General features: G+C 45.3%; 12 protein-coding genes. 7 read left to right on the top strand and 5 right to left on the bottom strand.

Features of this window, described 5'->3' with window-relative positions; translation table 11 throughout:
- Positions 1-146: 146 nt before the first annotated feature.
- The gene (locus tag E7Z59_RS13140; RefSeq protein ID WP_168731302.1) at positions 147-1,187 is read left to right on the top strand and encodes a sensor histidine kinase; all 1,041 of its coding nucleotides are present in this window, start codon (positions 147-149) and stop codon (positions 1,185-1,187) included.
- The gene (locus E7Z59_RS13145) at positions 1,174-1,908 is read left to right on the top strand and encodes a LytR/AlgR family response regulator transcription factor (protein ID WP_199287187.1); all 735 of its coding nucleotides are present in this window, start codon (positions 1,174-1,176) and stop codon (positions 1,906-1,908) included. The genes E7Z59_RS13140 and E7Z59_RS13145 overlap by 14 nt, the downstream gene beginning before the upstream one ends.
- A 92-nt stretch (positions 1,909-2,000) precedes the next feature.
- Here the strand turns inward: E7Z59_RS13145 and E7Z59_RS13150 are convergent, their stop codons facing one another.
- From E7Z59_RS13150 to E7Z59_RS13170, 5 genes are all read right to left on the bottom strand, one after another.
- On the bottom strand, positions 2,001-3,377 hold the full coding sequence (locus E7Z59_RS13150) for a vanadium-dependent haloperoxidase (RefSeq protein ID WP_136336794.1): 1,377 nt from the start codon (positions 3,375-3,377) through the stop codon (positions 2,001-2,003).
- Between the two features lie 434 nt (positions 3,378-3,811).
- On the bottom strand, positions 3,812-4,387 hold the full coding sequence (locus E7Z59_RS13155; protein ID WP_136336795.1) for a hypothetical protein: 576 nt from the start codon (positions 4,385-4,387) through the stop codon (positions 3,812-3,814).
- 475 nt (positions 4,388-4,862) lie between these two features.
- Positions 4,863-6,365 (bottom strand): parallel beta-helix domain-containing protein, encoded by a 1,503-nt coding sequence (locus E7Z59_RS13160; protein WP_136336796.1) that lies wholly within the window; start codon positions 6,363-6,365, stop codon positions 4,863-4,865.
- A gap of 14 nt (positions 6,366-6,379) precedes the next feature.
- Complete coding sequence (locus E7Z59_RS13165; RefSeq protein ID WP_242015676.1) at positions 6,380-7,393, bottom strand: cytochrome-c peroxidase; 1,014 nt, start codon at positions 7,391-7,393, stop codon at positions 6,380-6,382.
- Positions 7,394-7,876: 483 nt separating this feature from the next.
- Positions 7,877-11,281, bottom strand: a complete 3,405-nt coding sequence (locus tag E7Z59_RS13170) for an amidohydrolase family protein (protein ID WP_136336798.1) — start codon at positions 11,279-11,281, stop codon at positions 7,877-7,879.
- 535 nt (positions 11,282-11,816) lie between these two features.
- Between E7Z59_RS13170 and E7Z59_RS13175 the strand changes: the two genes are divergently transcribed.
- From E7Z59_RS13175 to E7Z59_RS13195, 5 genes are read left to right on the top strand one after another with little or no spacing between them, the layout of a single operon-like run.
- On the top strand, positions 11,817-12,386 hold the full coding sequence (locus E7Z59_RS13175; protein ID WP_136336799.1) for a TetR/AcrR family transcriptional regulator: 570 nt from the start codon (positions 11,817-11,819) through the stop codon (positions 12,384-12,386).
- Between the two features lie 40 nt (positions 12,387-12,426).
- Positions 12,427-13,965: a class I adenylate-forming enzyme family protein gene (locus tag E7Z59_RS13180; protein WP_136336800.1), complete on the top strand. Its 1,539-nt coding sequence runs from the start codon at positions 12,427-12,429 to the stop codon at positions 13,963-13,965.
- Positions 13,962-14,825, top strand: a complete 864-nt coding sequence (locus E7Z59_RS13185) for an alpha/beta fold hydrolase (protein WP_136336801.1) — start codon at positions 13,962-13,964, stop codon at positions 14,823-14,825. Before E7Z59_RS13180 ends, E7Z59_RS13185 begins: the two co-directional genes overlap by 4 nt.
- Before the next feature lie 20 nt (positions 14,826-14,845).
- Positions 14,846-16,027 carry a thiolase C-terminal domain-containing protein gene (locus tag E7Z59_RS13190; protein ID WP_136336802.1) on the top strand — a complete coding sequence of 394 codons (1,182 nt, stop codon included), beginning with the start codon at positions 14,846-14,848 and terminating at the stop codon, positions 16,025-16,027.
- A gap of 24 nt (positions 16,028-16,051) precedes the next feature.
- Positions 16,052-16,843 (top strand): SDR family NAD(P)-dependent oxidoreductase, encoded by a 792-nt coding sequence (locus E7Z59_RS13195; RefSeq protein ID WP_136336803.1) that lies wholly within the window; start codon positions 16,052-16,054, stop codon positions 16,841-16,843.
- Positions 16,844-16,902: the final 59 nt, after the last annotated feature.

A 16,902-nucleotide genomic window follows, 5' to 3' on the forward strand; every position in this document is an offset into this window, starting at 1 on the left:
TTTATTAGGAAATAAAAGCGTATATGTCAGTCAGGGAATTTATTTTATCCGATAAACGAGAGTATCATCTTTTGCGTCACCTTTTGTTCTGGATTCTTTGGGGGGGCTTCTTTTCAATAACGCGCACGCTTAATCCGTATGTTTATATGACAACCGGAAGGTTCCCTGACTATTTTAAATCTGCGGCGGAGACCTTCTTTTTCTTACTGCCACAAACTTTTCTCATTTACCCGGTGCTTTACCTTGTCTTGCCAAAATATGTGTTTAAACAACGTTATTTCCATGCCATTTTATGGTTTATTTTTTTCTATGTTGTGGCACTCTGCGCTCATGCCATTATTCTCATGTATATTCCCTGGGACAAAATTCCCTGGCTTTCGAATGCAAAGCTTTTTTTGACGACCCTACCTTTTCAGGAAAAATTCTTCCTGGCCTATCTCGCCAGTATGCAGGGCTCTATAACAGGGGTATCGCTGGCGGCCAGCTTTAAAATGTTTAAGCACTTCTATTCGAAATCTTTGCGCAACCAGGAATTGCAGCGGGAGAATTCGGCAGCACAATTGCGGTTGCTTATGGCTCAGGTACATCCACATTTCATGTTTAATACCCTTAACAACATTTATTCCCAGGCACAGGTAGAATCTCCGAAAAGTGCGAAAATGATTATGGAACTGTCTAATATTCTTCGCTATATTCTTGATGAGGGTAAAAAGGATTGGGTGCCCCTGGATAATGAACTGCAAATGATAGTTGATTATCTGAACCTGGAAAAGATCAGGTATGATAAAAAGCTGGACCTGCATTATTCTTTTCCCAAAACAGGGAATGATCATAATATTGCCCCATTGCTTTTACTTCCCTTTGTGGAGAATTGTTTCAAACACGGTGCGAGTAAGATGATCGATCACCCCTGGATCAATATTAAAGCTGAGCTTACCCAAGAGACCTTCTCCATTAAATTGAGGAATGGGAAGAAAAATAAAGTTTCTGCCGGTAAGGAACGTATGGGAACAGGTATTGAAAATGTTCGCCGAAGACTGGCCTTATTATATCCTGGCAGGCATACCTTGGAGATCAGGGATGAGGAAGATGTTTTTATGGTAAATCTCCAAATAGTTTTTGGTTCGGCCGATGCAACAGTACCAGAAAATAATTTAAATTCAGAGCTGGAATATGAATTCACCTGAAGACATAAAGCCAAGATGCCTGATCGTGGATGACGAACCTATGGCCAGGGAAGTTCTGAAGCGATACTTTGAAAAATTACCTGTCTTAAACCTGGTGGGAGAGTGTAGCAACGCCATAGATGCTTTTGTATTTCTTCAATCTAACAAGGTCGACATTCTGTTTCTCGATATCAGGATGCCGGAATTGTTGGGTACCGAATTGCTGCAATCTTTAAAGAATCCACCAAAAGTAATATTTACTACTGCATATAAAGAGTATGCCTTAGACGGTTTTGAGCTCGATGCGGTTGATTACTTGTTAAAACCAATTCGGTTTGACCGGTTTCTCAGGGCTGTAAATAAAGCTATGCCGGGTTCTGTAAACCCACATTTGGAAATAAGCGAGCCGGAAAGGAAATCAGGTATTGATTCAATTTATCTTCGTATCGACAGGCGGCAGGTGAGGATTATTCTGGAGGATATCCTCTACATTGAAAGTGCCAAGGATTATGTGAAGATCTTCACGGCTGACCAGATGTTCCTAACCAGGCAAACCATCACCGGGTTGGAGGAATTACTCAACGAAAATGAATTTGTGCGTATTCACAGGTCATTCATCGTGCCGGTAAAGAAGATCAAATCATTTACCCATGAACTGGTTGAAATTCATAAAAAGGAACTTCCAATAGGTAAATTTTATCTAAATCATTTTCTGAAAATCATGGACGCTGCAATTTCCTGATCAATAAGGAAATCATCAGGCCTATTCCGGATCATCCAGGATAGGCCTGATTATATATGAAAAGGAGGTACGGACGGGTCTTACAGAAACTCTTATTGTAAGTTCTTTATTTTTCGAAGGTTGTTTTCAAGAACATATTTTCCGAGTTCCTTTCCGTGTTGCTCTCCAACAGTTGCGGAATACCTGAAATTATGCCCCAGAAATATTCTGGATTCCAGATGCTCAGCGGTGTATTCCGAGAAACTCGAAAATGCCCGTTCCGCTCCTGAAAGATAATAGGGGCTTATGGTCACGAAGGAAATCTGATCTTTCTTAGAATAATTTCTGAAGATTTCTGAAGTCGCTCCTGCTGCATAGGTGTGTGTAGAAGGAAATTCAAAAACCGGAGGTGTGAATGTCATAGAATTCCATGAGGGATCTCCAGCGGTTTCCGGATTCATGTCTGTGTTGCCGGCTCTTATAGCAGTAACAGGTGTCCAATACCTGAAGATTGACTTTTCCTTAAATGATGCAATAAAGGAATCAATTACTGCCATTTCCAAAATGGCGATCATTCTTGCGGCTTCCCAGCCGTTCAAGTCATCCCGGATGATAAAGGTACGGGCCAGCCTGTTTGTCGAACTGGCAATATTCTCTCTCCAAAACTCAGCCATTTCACTCTGCTCTGCTGTTCTGGCCGGGCATTCGTCACATCCCAGGGTCATGACTTCATTATAATCTTTCGCGTATTCATAAGAAGATACGTTTAAGGGAGATTCATTTAAGAATTGATTTCCGGAGATAATTCCAAAGGGTGTCAGGTCGCCCATATCTTGCCCAAATACTGTATTTGGGGGCCAGACAGGCAGATAAAAATTGGCCTGATAGATTCCAGGGTCATTACTGGAGGGTGCATAGGGCGTAAAGCTCAATGGCAGGTCATTTTGCCTTTTCTCCAGCATGGCAAGGGCAGCCTGCCTGCCAATACTGATACCCTTATTTTTTTGCGTTTCGTCAGCAATGGAGGCCAGAACTTCATTAAGCAGAAGGTCTGCTGCATTTGTTGCCCCCGAAAACAGCGTAACAATAACATCTCTTGCGGCTTGTGACACTGCCGCATCTGCAATAGCAGTGATATTCTTTTTGGAAATATCCGAAGCATTTACCTGGCTGTTGTCCAAAGCATACGTTTCATAAACGGGGACTACATTATTCAAGGCATCATGCATGGAAATGGTAACCATTGCATAGATCTTGGCTTCCTGGGGAACGGGCATTTTTTCGTCTATGGCATTTCCCAGTAATTCATTCCATTTAATGATGGTTTCATTACCGTAAGATTTGATCATGCCTTCATTATAAGTTTTGTTGTAGGCTTCTTGATTATTTGGGCCTTCATTCCATAAATCTGTTTCGGCAACATCTCTCGAACATGCAAACAGGAATGTAAAGATGATCAGGGCACTCAGAAATTTGAATATTGTTTTCATAATAATTTAAATTGATCCCGGTTAGGAATGATTAACAGATCAAATGTAGGAGAAGGATGAACTGATAGATTATTAAAGAGTCAGAGCAGTTACATGATGAGACATAAATTGTCCTTGTGCATATAAACCGACTTTGTACGATTATTAAGCTGTAATCAGTTATCTGAATGATCATGAGGTTGGCCCGTACAACCGGATAACCCAATACAAAAAATTAATCAAGATCTGTGGCAATGGGATGATGGGTAGGGATAAGCCCTTTTTGCGATCACACTTTAAACGAGATCACCTTCTCCCGCTGGGGGGAGATGGAAGTTTTAGATAAATACAACATATACAAAGGCATAAAAAAACCGCATCCCTTCTTGAGGGTAGCGGTTTTCAAAGGCATTTCTTTAACGAGATCGCTGACGGTAATATTTCAACACTAGAAACTATTCGGTTTGACCGGCCAGAATTGGAATATCCGGAGTAGCATTAAAGGCATAGTCTTTTACCGTCCATTGGGTGGGGCCCTCGACATATAATTGTACCCAGGCGTAATGGACTTTTCCTTCAATAATCAATTTAATTGCAATGAATTTTTTATCCTGATCCTTCCAGTTGTATTCGCACGATTCACAATCTTCTGCTAAAATATAGCCTCCAATTGAGAACGATTCTCCACTATTGTAAACACGGGGAATTTTGGAACCCTCACCCACAGGGATTACATAGGTTCCAAAGGGAGAAATACTTAAAACACCATTGTTTAGTCCACCATTGGTATAATTTTGAGACTCTAACGCAAGATATTCACCACCATCTTTATTTAAAATAAAGTCTGTTTTCCCATCATTGTTTAGATCAATGTCATATGATTGATTTTGATCGTCACTTATAAAATCTGGCTCTAAATCGGTATAGATAATAACCGATTCGGGTGATTCAGGACTTTCATTTACAATCATATCTCCGTCATCGCTTCCGGAGCAGGAAAACATCAGCCAGGAAACGCTGATTAATGCCACAATCCTGTAATTTATACGATTTCTGAAATCGCATATTAATTTTTCCGCATTAAGGGTTGCCACCCAAATTGTTTTCATTTACAATTAGAATTCAGTGATTATAGTAATTTTCAGCCGATATACTACTCATTATCAGTACATTAATTCAATAAATTTAAAGTTTCCTTATTAATAGAAATGTGAATAGCGACGAATGGCTGAATCAAGAGGAGATAAATCGTAAAATCATAGACAAAAGTGTATCGAGGCTTTTGTGTAACCTCCTGTCTGGTGGCAGGAGAAACAAAAAAAGACTAATGATTTCAGTATGTTATTTCAATGAAATATTAAGGAGGGTATGATATCACGTGCGATTTTGAGAATTAAAAAATTTCCCCACTTGTAAGTGGGGAAGAGATGCTATGAATTCATTTCAAAATCTATCAGAATAGCATAAAATGATTGGAAATTATTTTATTTCAACATAGAATAATTGTTATTCTTTTAGCGACAGAATATACTCCGCCACAGCTAATTTAGCTTCCTCATCCAAATAGTCCTGGGGTGGCATGTCCGGGTAATCTTCTCTTACATTCAGCGGATTGTTGATGTAATTCACGATGCCCTGTGGGTTGTTGTGATACACTTGCTGAATGATCTCTGTGGGTACCCCTATCAACCGGGTGCCAAAGGCGTGACATCCGGCGCATACGCCGTAGTAGGTAAGCTCTCCCAGCTGTTCCTTGGAAACCGATCTTGCCGGTACCGGGGCCGGGGTCATCATGGTTTCTATCTCTTGGGTATCTGTGATCGGTGGTACACCATAGTCATCCAACCCGAACGTGCGGTATTTGTTCTTGTCGAGAATGCTGCTTCCGGTTCCTCCGCCATAGGCAAAAATATCAGGGCCTTTATTGTCCAGCTGAGTGAGCATAATAGCTTTTAATTCTCCGGTGGGGTTATTTCCGTTCTCATACATAATATTGTCAAGGATCACAATGCGGTCGGGATTCCCTTCTGCATTGGGGTCGTTTGCCTTGGGGTCGCCATTGGCAAGGTCAACAATAGTGATCCCGGCGTTGTCGTTCCCGGTGATAATATTATTCTCAACGATCACATCATCGGCAGCCATGATGAGAATGCCGGTACCGGCTGGAATGCCCGCCACAGTAGACCCGGGAGCTCCGAAATTCTCATGGTTGTTATTCACCACGAAATTATTTCTGAAAATGACGTCGAAGGTCGTTTTGATGGGTAATCCCGGGGTGATGAAGGCGAGCAGTCCCCCGGTGTTGTTATGGGCATAGTTATTCTCTACCAGGCAGTGTCGGGAATTTTCGATCTCGATCCCGGCAACGCTGTCAAAGACTTCGTTATGCACCACATCTACATTATCGCACATCCCCACGTAAATGGCGGCATCGGCAATAACACTCAATACATTGTGCTCAATAAGGCCATTCTTCCCATATTGAGGGAAGATCCCGTAAACACCTGTATCAATGATCCAGTTGTTGCGGATCACAAAGTTGTTTCCGGCCTGCCCCATGATACCATTTCCTTTGTAGTTGATGATCTTGAAATTCTCGATCACAATGCCGTTCCCTGAATACAGAAAGGCGTCGTTTATCTCTTTCTTACCATCAAGGGTAGGCCATTTACCGTTCATGACCACCCCTTGGAGGCTGATGTCGTCCTTGTCGATATAAACATTTTCTGAATAGGTGCCGGGATAGACCCTGATAAGGTCTCCGGGATTGGCAGCTACAACTGCTTCCTGGATGGAACCTCCATCCTTAACCTCAATAATTTCACCGCTAAACACCTTATTCATGGCCACCTCACTGCTGTCAAGAGTAACGCCGGCATTTCGGTATTTAATGGTGGAAGGCATGGGGATGGTAGACTCTTTGGGGCCAGAGAATACCGATCGGCCTAAAAAGACGCCGATAGCGATAAGAACAAGGGCGCCAAGGAATTTTAAAATTTTTGATTTCATAGGGTGGTTTGTAATTAAAGGTTAATGGTTGGTTGCAATCCGGAGGGGAGGGTTTCCGGTATCTTAGGGGTAAAGGTTTCGTCGGTCAGGGTTTTAAGAAAATCCACCAATCGGTCCAGTTCGTAATCACTGAGTTCCGGGTTCCAGATATGCCAGTGAATATACAGCTGTTCTCCTTCAGGAACGGCATGACCCCTGCCTTTGGTGTAAAATTCCACCGTCTCTCTCAGGGTTTTAAATCTGCCGGAATGCATATAGGGAGCGGTCTTTTCAATATTACGAAGGCTCGGCACCTTAAATGCCCCTCTCATTGATTTGTCATTGAACGGAACCTCGGCTCCGGGATCTAAGGGCATTCCCTCCGGTTCCGGTGTTCCGATCACGGCAAACTGTTGGTTGGTGAATAACGGAGGGGTATGGCATTCGGCGCATCGGGCAACAAACGACCGGAATACGTTCATGCCTTCTATCTCTTTTTCATTCAGCGCCTTGTGATAGCCATGGGCATATCGGTCGTATTTGCTGTTCAGTGAAACCAATGATGCCTGGAAGGCTGCCAGGGCCGTGTAAATTTCATTCAGAGCTATGGGAGAACTCGCATCTCTTTCCGGATAAGCTTCTGCAAATAACTTTTTATAGGCATCGATGCCATTAAGGCTAAAGAGCAAATTCTCAGGGGTGTTGTTCATCTCTTCCTCAGCAAATAGCGGACCCTGCATTTGTTCTTCCAGGGAGGTGGCTCTTCCGTCCCAAAAGAGTCTTTTAAGGTAGCCCACATTCCATAGGGAAGGAGCGCCACGAGTTAGTTGATGGTTGTTGGCACCGATACTGGCAGCCAGCCCATCGCTAAAACCTTTTCCGGGGTCATGACAAGAGGCGCAAGCGATCTTTCCGTCACCCGATAATACCGGGTCGAAGAACAAATACCTGCCCAGGTCGATCTCCTGGGGGGAGAATCCATCCCGTATTTCTGGCAGCCCGGTTTGAAGTCCGCCAACCCCTTTGTTGTTGGGGGAATCGTACTGCATATACAGGTTTTGGGCTATACATTCATTATTGGCATTTTTTTTAAAACCAGGTGGACATTGGGAGTTGAGCAGAGGTACTTCATCATACTCTGAGGCTGGTAGATTGAACCCAAAATGGAGAAGTAAGTATGCCGGCAACAGCAGGAGCAAACCGTATCGAAGAAAGAGGTTGTGCTTTTTCATAAGTCCATTGACTGTTTAAAGGGTGGTGAGAAAAAACAGGGTTCCCTTTCAGGTAATTGCTCCTTGCAGATAGCATTTGAAATAAAAGCAGATTTTTTTAAGTTTTGGGAAACAGGTGGCATTAGGGCAAAAATGTATTCATCGATTGGGTCAAGATAAGAAAAAAGATAAATGAGGAGGTGTGGCCTTTCTAAAAAAGCATGAACACTTTATAAAGTTAGATCACGGCTCCGGTGGCCGATAAAAAAAAACGGACTGCCACCTGAGGTGCAGCCCGTTGATATTAGGATGAAAATGTTATCATTTTTCCATTCCCGGTACACCTTCCGGTCTCTTGGTTTGCCATAGGAAGCTCGCTGCTTCTTTCTCTTCAGGAGCTACCTCATTCAGTGTATTCGCATCATACACCCTTCCGTTCTTGATCACATGGGTCAGGGTATTGGTGTTGCGCAGGTCTTCTAACGGATTTTTCTCCATAATCAGAATATCTGCCAGTTTTCCGGCTTCCAGACTCCCAAGGTCCTTATCCAGTCCAATGGCTTCTGCTCCGAGGATGGTGGCCACTTTCAGGGCATCCAGGTTTTTCATGCCCCCACTGGCTACCGACCATAGCTCCCAGTGAAAGCCCAGGCCCTGTAATTGTCCGTGACTACCCACGCCTCCAAGTCCGTCTGCTTCAACCAGGTCTTTCATGAATTCAGCGTGTTTTGGGAAAACGTGCTCTTCCGGCATGAACCAGGCCCCTCTTCTTCGGGATTTTTGGGCGAGTTCTTTATAAGGGGTAAAGTATCTCAGTTTTTCATCGTGATACGGGTCTTCGGTGGCATAGTAATACTCTTCCGCCCAGGGTCCTCCATAGGACACCAACAGGGTAGGGGTTACGGCCATTTTAGATTCGGCAATGGTTTGTACCGCATCCTTGTAGATAGGGTAGATGGGTAATGAATGCTCATGCCCCGGGTACCCATCCAGCAACTGTGTCATATTCAGCTTGTAATCCAGCCCTCCTTCGGTGGTGGGCATCAGCTCCAATTCTTTGGCGGCCATGATGATCCACTGTCGCATCTGACGGTTCCCTGTCAGGTACATTTTGATGGTCTTGGTGTTGTAGTACTCGCTGTACTGACGGAGTACATCCTTCGCATGATCTAAAGATTTGATCTTGTATGCCCAATAGCCAACCCCCGGCCCTGTACTGTAAATTCTGGGGCCGTGCATCATTCCGGCATCTACCATGTCGGCATAAGTCAGCACATCGGTGGTAGCGGTTTGCGGGTCGCGGGTAGTGGTTACCCCATAAGCCAGATTGGCCGAATAGATCCAGATCTGGTTTTTGTGGATCCCCCAGTTAGGCCACATATGGGCATGGGTGTCTACAAATCCGGGGGTGATCGTTTTTCCGCTGGCATCGATCTCTAGGGTTCCGTTCGGAACATCCAGGGTGCCTGAAGGGCCTACGGCTCTGATACGGTTGTTCTCGATAAGCAGGTCACCGTTCTCGATCACCTCCTCATTATTCATGGTAATGATACGGGCTCCCTTAAGAAGTACATGCCCCTGGGGAATGTCTTTAGTATAGGCAACCTTTACCTTGATCTCTTTGGCGGTATATCCTTTGTCTTTCTCTTCTTCTTTTTCTTCCTCTTCGCCATTTTCTCCTTCTTCTTTTTCTTCACCCTCGTCCTGCTCTTTAAGGGCTTCCTTTTGCTTCTTTACCTGGGCTATACTGTCGGCATAGGCTTCTGCGGCAGGGAGATTGTAAATAAAATGACTGGATCCCAACGACCAGTGCACATCCTTGCTGTTGGCGGTCCATGATGGGAATTCTCCACCCATGACGGTTAATTTATTTGATGGGAAAGCTGATTTATCAGTGTCTGCCACAGAGATAGTCGGGGTCTTCCCGAATTTGGGCAGGGTAACCGTATAGAGGTCATTGTTGATCTTAGCCAGTACCTTTTTTCCATCGGGAGATATATACATTTCAGAAGGCGCAGACGATTTGTCGTCGTCATCGGCCCTGGCCTCAGCTGAAGGTAACAGGTTGTGCCCGCCGGTGTGGTCATGCACATCTAAAATGCTTGAACCGTAAGTGGTGATGCCACTTAATTCAAGGTGCTCCTTCTCGTCGGTACCATCCCAACGGATAGAAAGTAACTTTTTACCTTTATTCAGATAGATGCGGTCTTCCACTGTAGAAAAATGCGGATTCGAACGGCCTTCAGCCTTGTCAATGAGTGTGCTTTCTCCGCCTTCGGCAGGTATCCATGCCAGGTCTTCTTCAGTAGCCGGGGAGAAAGGGTCTATGGCATCACGGTATACCTGGGCTGTTCCCCTGGTGAATACGATACGCTCCTGTGTGTATGACCATGCCGGGTTGCTGTATAAGGCAGGCTTCTGAGTGAGTTGCTGTGCTCTTCCCCTGCCATTTGAGTTTACCTTGTAAATATGCCCCCCATTGGTTTCCCAGCTCACAAATACGATGCTCTTACCGTCGGGCGACCAGGCCGGTTGAGCTTCTGTAAAATCGTTGTTGGTAAGTCTTTTCGGAGTCCCGTCAGGAAGGTCCATCACATAGAGCCTGTTTAAGGCGGTAAAGGCCAGTTTACTGCCGTCAGGAGAAGGTGCCCCATCGCGGATCTGGGTAACCAGGGCTTCCGGGGTATCTTCGATCGGATATTTAAATGACAGTTGAGGTCCTAGATCAAGCGCTACATCCACCTCAAAAGGGATCTCAGTCGCCGTGTTCGATGCGATATCGATCTTAAAGATCTTTCCACCATAGCTGGCAATAAGATTATTACTGTCGGGAGTAAAAGCCATGGCAGGCAGTACTCCAAGGGGAGCAATAGATTCCTGTTCGTCCCGTTGCACCGGATACGCCAGCCAACGTTCGTCTCCATTCTCCAGGTTGCGTAGCATTAACCCGGTCTCTGTTTCAAACCGGCTTCCGTAGACCATCCATTTCCCGTCAGGCGAGAGGGTGGGGGTAAAAGCCGAGCCGTATCGTGAAGTAATGGTAGAAACATTACCATCTTCCATATCGTAAGTGCCTATCTGGTATTGGGGTAACTGGGCATTGTAATTCCAGGCCCTGTTGCGCTGTGAAAAATAGATAAGTTTTCCATCGGCACTAAATGCCGGGTCTATGGTTTTAAGATCATCCGGTTTGGCAATGAGCTGTGCGCCTTTACCTCCATCTTGATGGTAGAGATGTAATTTTATGTTTCTTCGCCCTCTGGCTCCAACAATGTATTGTCCGTCCGGACTCCAATCGGCAGAAAAGAAATGTTGGTTCTTGTCTTCTGAGATCTGTTTCTCCTCTTTTGATGCCAGATCCATGGTCCAGATATTCTCGGAACCGCTTTTATCAGAAATATATACCAGAGATTTCCCGTCAGGGCTGTACCTGGGGTGCACATCATAGGCCATGCCCTCGGTGATCCGGGTGGCTTTACCCCCCGATATCGGCATGGTGTACAGGTCGCCCATCATATCAAAAACGATGGTACTTCCGTCAGGGCTCACATCAAGGGAGAGCCAGGTACCTTCTTCAGTGGTAAAGGAGATCTTTCTTTCGGGCTCCAAAGGAAGCTCCTTGGTAGCCATTTTAGTGGTGTCCTTATCTTTGGTGTCTTTTTGCCCGTATATGGGAGACAGGGCCAGGACGAGGCCCAGAAGTAATAGGAAGTTCTTAATTTTCATTATCAAATAGAGGTGTTAGTCATTATCAAATAAAACTGTAACAATATAGCTATATATCGTTAATTGGAGATGCATCGTCTTCGCGCCACCGCTGAAATTTGATTTCTTTTGGAGGGGGATGACGTTTTTGCGAAGAAGTAAAGGAGCGAAGGAGCAAAGGAGCAAAGGGTCCATATTTAAATAGACAGTAAATTATAATGGTTCGTCTTCGCGAACCCTACCTCAGATAGGGTGTGGCGATCTCCCAAAACTAGTTAAGAATTCCAATCCGTCAGTGGTAGGTTTTTGAAATCCGGATTTCTTGTGGAGTGAGATGACGGATTGAATCTCAGGAGTCACCTCGAGTGATGCTGCCGTGCAGGATCGTATCGAGAGGCTGTAGATTCTGCACTGTTCTCGATACACCACGCTTGCAGCGTGGCACTCGAACTGACCTGTGGTATGAAAGTTAAATCCTAATAACGAGATCATATAATTTTTCCTTGTCGGTTCAAAAATTTATATATCTTTATGACTGAGTAATTAGTCAGTGTAAATGAAGAAAGCAAAATCACAGGAAAAAGCAGAACAGTCAAAAGAGCACATTGTGCTGGTAGCCATGCGATTGTTCTCTACCCGTGGATACCATAAAACCTCTACCCAGGCCATTTGTGATGAGGCAGGGATCTCTACCGGACTCCTGTTTTACCATTTTGGATCTAAAGAGAATTTATTGAAATCGATCGTGAAAATGACTTTGTCGAAGATCGATGAGACCCTTGAGCATAATGGAGAAGAGGATCCGGTACAACTTTTAGAAAATATTATTGATGCCTTTTTTGATTCCTTAAAAGAGAATAGTCAGTACTGGGATCTTTATATGGCCTTGTTATACCAACCCGATACCAAAGCCCAGATCGTAGAGGAGGTCTCAGAACACTCCACCAAATTCCGCAGAAGAGTATTTGAATTGATGGAAAAGATGGGAAGAAAAGACCCTGCAGGTGATTCCTTTGAATTTGAGGTGTTTCGGGTAGGCTCTTTCGCCTCTTACCTGGCCAATCACAACGAAAAGTTATTGATCCAGGCCCGAAAAAAGATCAAAGAACGATATCTGAACCTCTGACGTATTCACTTTTTTGCCCAACCAACAACCACCATCACCTATGAACATCGGACATGTCTTAACCAATCACGCCCGTTACCGCCCAAACCACCTCGCTTTTGTTTGCAAGGACCGTCAGTTAACCTATGCGGAACTTAACCAAAGTGTGAACAAGATCGCCAATGCTTTATACGATCATGGTATACGAAAAGGCGACAAGGTAAGTATGCTTTTACCTAACTGCAGTGAATTATGGGAGCTCTATTGGGCCATTGCCAAGATCGGAGCCGTGGCGGTACCCTTAAGTCCGCTACTCAGCGGGACAGGTCTGAGTAATCAACTTAATAATGCAGATACTTCCCTGGTTATTGCCACCTCCGGCCTTCAGGAGACGGTAAACCATATCATGGGGCAATTGACAATTAGCACTGCTGATGTGTGGCTGACAGATGTGGACTGTCCGGATCCGTTTATTTCTTTTCATGAGCGAAAAGCGAAAGCCTCCTCAACAGAGCCTGCAGATCCCGGGATTCAGCCTGATGATCTTTACAATATCATTTACAGCAGTGGTACTACGGGGGCTCCTAAAGGTATCATGCATACCCATCGTATCCGTGCAGACTATATGAGTCTTTTCGGGAGTTATTTTAGGATGACGCCTGAAAGTGTGGTGCTGCATTCGGGTTCCATCATTTTTAACGGCTCGTTTCTGACCACCATGCCGGTCATGTTTCACGGGGGGACCTTTATTCTGCATTCCTCTTTTGATGTAGACCACCTGGTGGAAGATATCAGAGACCGAAAAGTAACCCATACCATCCTGGTGCCTTCGCAGATCACAGCGGCACTACAACACCCGGAATTCACGGCGAGGAACGCCGCTTCCCTCGAAATGATCCTGTCTGTAGGTGCACCGCTTCATCAAAGTCAGAAAGAAAAGCTCAACAGCCTTATTCCGGATGTATTCTATGAGCTATACGGCCTGACGGAAGGCTTTGTAACCATATTAGACAAAACGGATTTTTATAATAAGCCGGGTTCGGTGGGGTGTACGCCTCAATTCTTCGATATGAAGATCGTTGATGATGAAGGCAGGGAGTTGCCATCGGGCGGGGTAGGAGAGATCGTTGGACGAGGCCCGATTCTGATGAAAGGATACTACAATGATCCGGAACGTACTGCCGAAGCCATACGCAATGGCTGGCTGTATACCGGAGACCTGGGCTACACCGATGAAGATGGGTACCTCTACCTGGCAGGCCGTAAAAAAGACCTGATCATTTCAGGTGGGGTAAATGTGTATCCAAAAGATATTGAGGCTGTCATTATAAAACATCCTGAGATCACCGATGCTGCCGTTTTCGGGGTTGAGGACGAACGCTGGGGTGAAACTCCTGTAGCTGCTCTTATATGCCGTAACGGCTTTTCAGCTGATAAGGAAGTGCTTCGAAACTGGATCAATGATAGGCTGGAGGCCAGATTCCAGAAGGTGAGTGACTTGTTATTCCTGGATGAATTTCCCAGAAATGTAGCCGGGAAAACCCTGAAGAGAACGATTAAAGAAATGTATTTAAAACAAAAAGAAAACATCGAAGGATGAGTAAATATATAGACACTAACGGTATAAAACTTCATTACCTGGAATTCGGAAACCCCGGAAATCCCACCCTGATCCTGATGCACGGGTTAACCGCCAACGCACATTCTTTTGACAGGCTCATAAGAGGGCTTAATAATTACCATGTGCTATCTGTTGACCTGAGAGGAAGGGGTAAAAGTGACAAGCCGGACACGCATTACAGCATGCAGGACCATGCTCAAGACATCCTCGGATTAATGGATGCCCTTGAATTGGAATCTGTGTCTCTGGGGGGGCACTCCTTTGGCGCTTTGTTAAGTATTTACCTGGCAGCAAATCATTCAGAGCGGGTGAATAAGATCGTCCTAATGGATGCCGCGGCCCAACTCCATCCGGAGGTGAAGCAGATGGTAGCACCCAGTATGATGCGCCTGGAACAGGAATGGCCATCTATTGATGCCTATATGGAAGCTGCTAAAAATGCACCCTATGCCGATGGCTACTGGAATTCGGATATGGAATCCTATTTCATGGCAGATATCACCATGACTGAAGATGATACTGTTCGTACAAGATCCAGGCTGCCTCATATTACCCAAGCCATTGAGGGTGCCCTCGGACTTGGGGTCACCTGGTTAGATCACATTCAAAGCATTGAACAGCCAGGATTATTGATCAATGCAACGGAACCCTACGGGGTCGTCGGAGATCCGATCCTTCCCAAAGAGCTGGCTATGGAAACCGTGAATATGATGAAAAATTGCCAATACCAACATGTGAGTGGGAATCATTTAACCATGTTGTTTAATAAAGGGGCCGATGAATCGGCTGAAGCCATTAATAGATTTTTAAACCAACAAGATCTGTCGCAGATCGCATAAACTTAAATAAGCATACAATTATGAATAAAAGCGTATTTATTACGGGAGCCTACAACACCAAATTTGGCAGGCTCGAAGACCAAACGCTGTACAGCCTTTTTGCAGAAGCTGCCAAGGGTGCCATTGAAGACGCCGGCATACCGGTTTCTGATATTGACGCCGTTTTTGTCGGTAACTACAGCGGTGGTAGTTTTAACAACCAGGAGCATTTGGCGCCATTTGGAGTGAATGTACTTCCTGAACTTCGTCATAAACCCATGTACCGTACGGAGAGTGCCTGTGCTTCGGGAACCTCTGCCATTCAGATGGGGATGATGGCTTTAAAGAGCGGCATGGCCAAAAATGTATTGGTGGTTGGGGTTGAAAAAATGAACTCTCTTGATACGAGGGGCACGACGGAAGCCCTGGCTAAAGCCTCCTATTGGGAGAAGGAGGGGGCAAAACGCTACACCTTTCCGGGGTTGTTCGCTGAGTACGCCAAAGGATATATGGACCGTTATGGGTATACCCAGGAGCAGGTGCAGGAGTGGATGGCAGCCATCGCCTCTAAGGCCTATGAATTCGGTTCGAAGAACCCATTGGCCCATATGGGAAAAGCCCGATCAAAAGAAGATATTCTCAACCTGCCGGAAGAAAAGAATCCCATGATCGCCAATCCGTTGCGCTTGCACGATTGCTCATTGATCTCAGACGGAGCAGCTGCTGTAGTTCTAAGCTCAGCACAACCGGAATCAGGGGTAGAGATCGCAGCCAGCAGCAATGCTACCGATTACCTGGATATCGTAGACGGAAATCGTCCGAATCATTTCCTGGAAGGGGCCAGTGTGGCGGTGAAGCAGGCCCTTGACGAAGCCGGCCTGACCATAGATGATATCCAGGTAGCTGAGGTGCATGATTGTTTTACCATCACAGAATTATTGATCTATAGCGCCCTGGGGCTTACCGCTCCCGGAAAGGAATATGAAGCCCTGGAAAACAGGGATGTTTATGAAGGCGGTCGCTGTGTGGTAAATCCTTCGGGTGGATTAAAATCTAAAGGGCATCCTGTAGGGGCCACCGGGGTGTCTATGCATGCCTTGTTATACAAGCAATTGATGGGAGAGGCTATTGGAGTAGCCGTTCCCGGGGCAAAAGCAGCTATTGCCTTAAACATAGGAGGTTCAGGGGCCACCAATATGGCTTCTGTATTAAAGAAAGTCTAATCAAAAACACTAAAAAATAGAATTATGGAATTAAAGAATCAAGTAGCAGTAATTACAGGAGGTGCCAGCGGTATCGGAGCAGCCACAGGGAAAGCCCTGGCTGCAAAAGGAACCAAGGTGGTATTGGCAGATATGAATGAAGAAGGGCTCAATGCCGTTGTTGAAGAGATCAAAGCGGATGGAGGTGACGCCATTGGGGTGGTTACCAATGTGACCCTGGAAGAAGAAGTAAGTAACCTGATGGACAAGGCCCTGGAAGCCTATGGGGCTATCAATATTGTGTTGCCTTCTGCAGGGATCTTCAAGGATGCATTTTTTATCAGCCCTGACCGTGAAACCGGAAAGGTACGCAAGACCATGTCTACAGACCAATTCATGGCCGTTATCCAGGTAAATCTTCTGGGAACCTTCCTTACCCTGAGAGAAGCTGCTGCCCGCATGATCGATCACGGCTGTAAAGGGGTTCTGTTTACTGTTTCTTCTATCAACAAGGAGGGGCAGCCCGGCCAATTGAATTATAGTTCAACCAAGGCCTCCGTAGCACTTTGGCCTAAAATTCTTGGGGGAGAGTTTCATGCAAAGGGTATTAATGATATTCGCGTAGTGGGAATTGCTCCGGGATATGTGAGAACCCCGATCCTGGAAGCCATGAAACCGGAAGTGCTTGACAGTATCGTAAAAGACGTAGCCATTGGCCGATTGGTTGATCCGGCAGAGATCGTTGATACCATCGAATTTGCTGTAAAAAATGAAGCTATTACAGGAACCACCCTTGAGGTAAGTGGAGGGGTGATGTCTAAAGGTCTGGTAAAATAGGCCTTAATTGTTTGTTTTAAGTTGTTTGATTGAGGAGAATGACGATCTCCGAAGAGAAA

The organism is Robertkochia marina, assembly GCF_004799345.1.
GTDB classification, from domain to species: domain Bacteria; phylum Bacteroidota; class Bacteroidia; order Flavobacteriales; family Flavobacteriaceae; genus Robertkochia; species Robertkochia marina.

Coding starts and splice junctions, on each gene's coding strand:
- E7Z59_RS13140 (WP_168731302.1), top strand. CDS start 147: ATGACAACCGGAAGGTTCCCTGACTATTTTAAATCTGCGGCGGAGACC.
- E7Z59_RS13145 (WP_199287187.1), top strand. CDS start 1,174: ATGAATTCACCTGAAGACATAAAGCCAAGATGCCTGATCGTGGATGAC.
- E7Z59_RS13150 (WP_136336794.1), bottom strand. CDS start 3,377: ATGAAAACAATATTCAAATTTCTGAGTGCCCTGATCATCTTTACATTC.
- E7Z59_RS13160 (WP_136336796.1), bottom strand. CDS start 6,365: ATGAAATCAAAAATTTTAAAATTCCTTGGCGCCCTTGTTCTTATCGCT.
- E7Z59_RS13165 (WP_242015676.1), bottom strand. CDS start 7,393: ATGCAGTACGATTCCCCCAACAACAAAGGGGTTGGCGGACTTCAAACC.
- E7Z59_RS13170 (WP_136336798.1), bottom strand. CDS start 11,281: ATGAAAATTAAGAACTTCCTATTACTTCTGGGCCTCGTCCTGGCCCTG.
- E7Z59_RS13175 (WP_136336799.1), top strand. CDS start 11,817: ATGAAGAAAGCAAAATCACAGGAAAAAGCAGAACAGTCAAAAGAGCAC.
- E7Z59_RS13180 (WP_136336800.1), top strand. CDS start 12,427: ATGAACATCGGACATGTCTTAACCAATCACGCCCGTTACCGCCCAAAC.
- E7Z59_RS13185 (WP_136336801.1), top strand. CDS start 13,962: ATGAGTAAATATATAGACACTAACGGTATAAAACTTCATTACCTGGAA.
- E7Z59_RS13190 (WP_136336802.1), top strand. CDS start 14,846: ATGAATAAAAGCGTATTTATTACGGGAGCCTACAACACCAAATTTGGC.
- E7Z59_RS13195 (WP_136336803.1), top strand. CDS start 16,052: ATGGAATTAAAGAATCAAGTAGCAGTAATTACAGGAGGTGCCAGCGGT.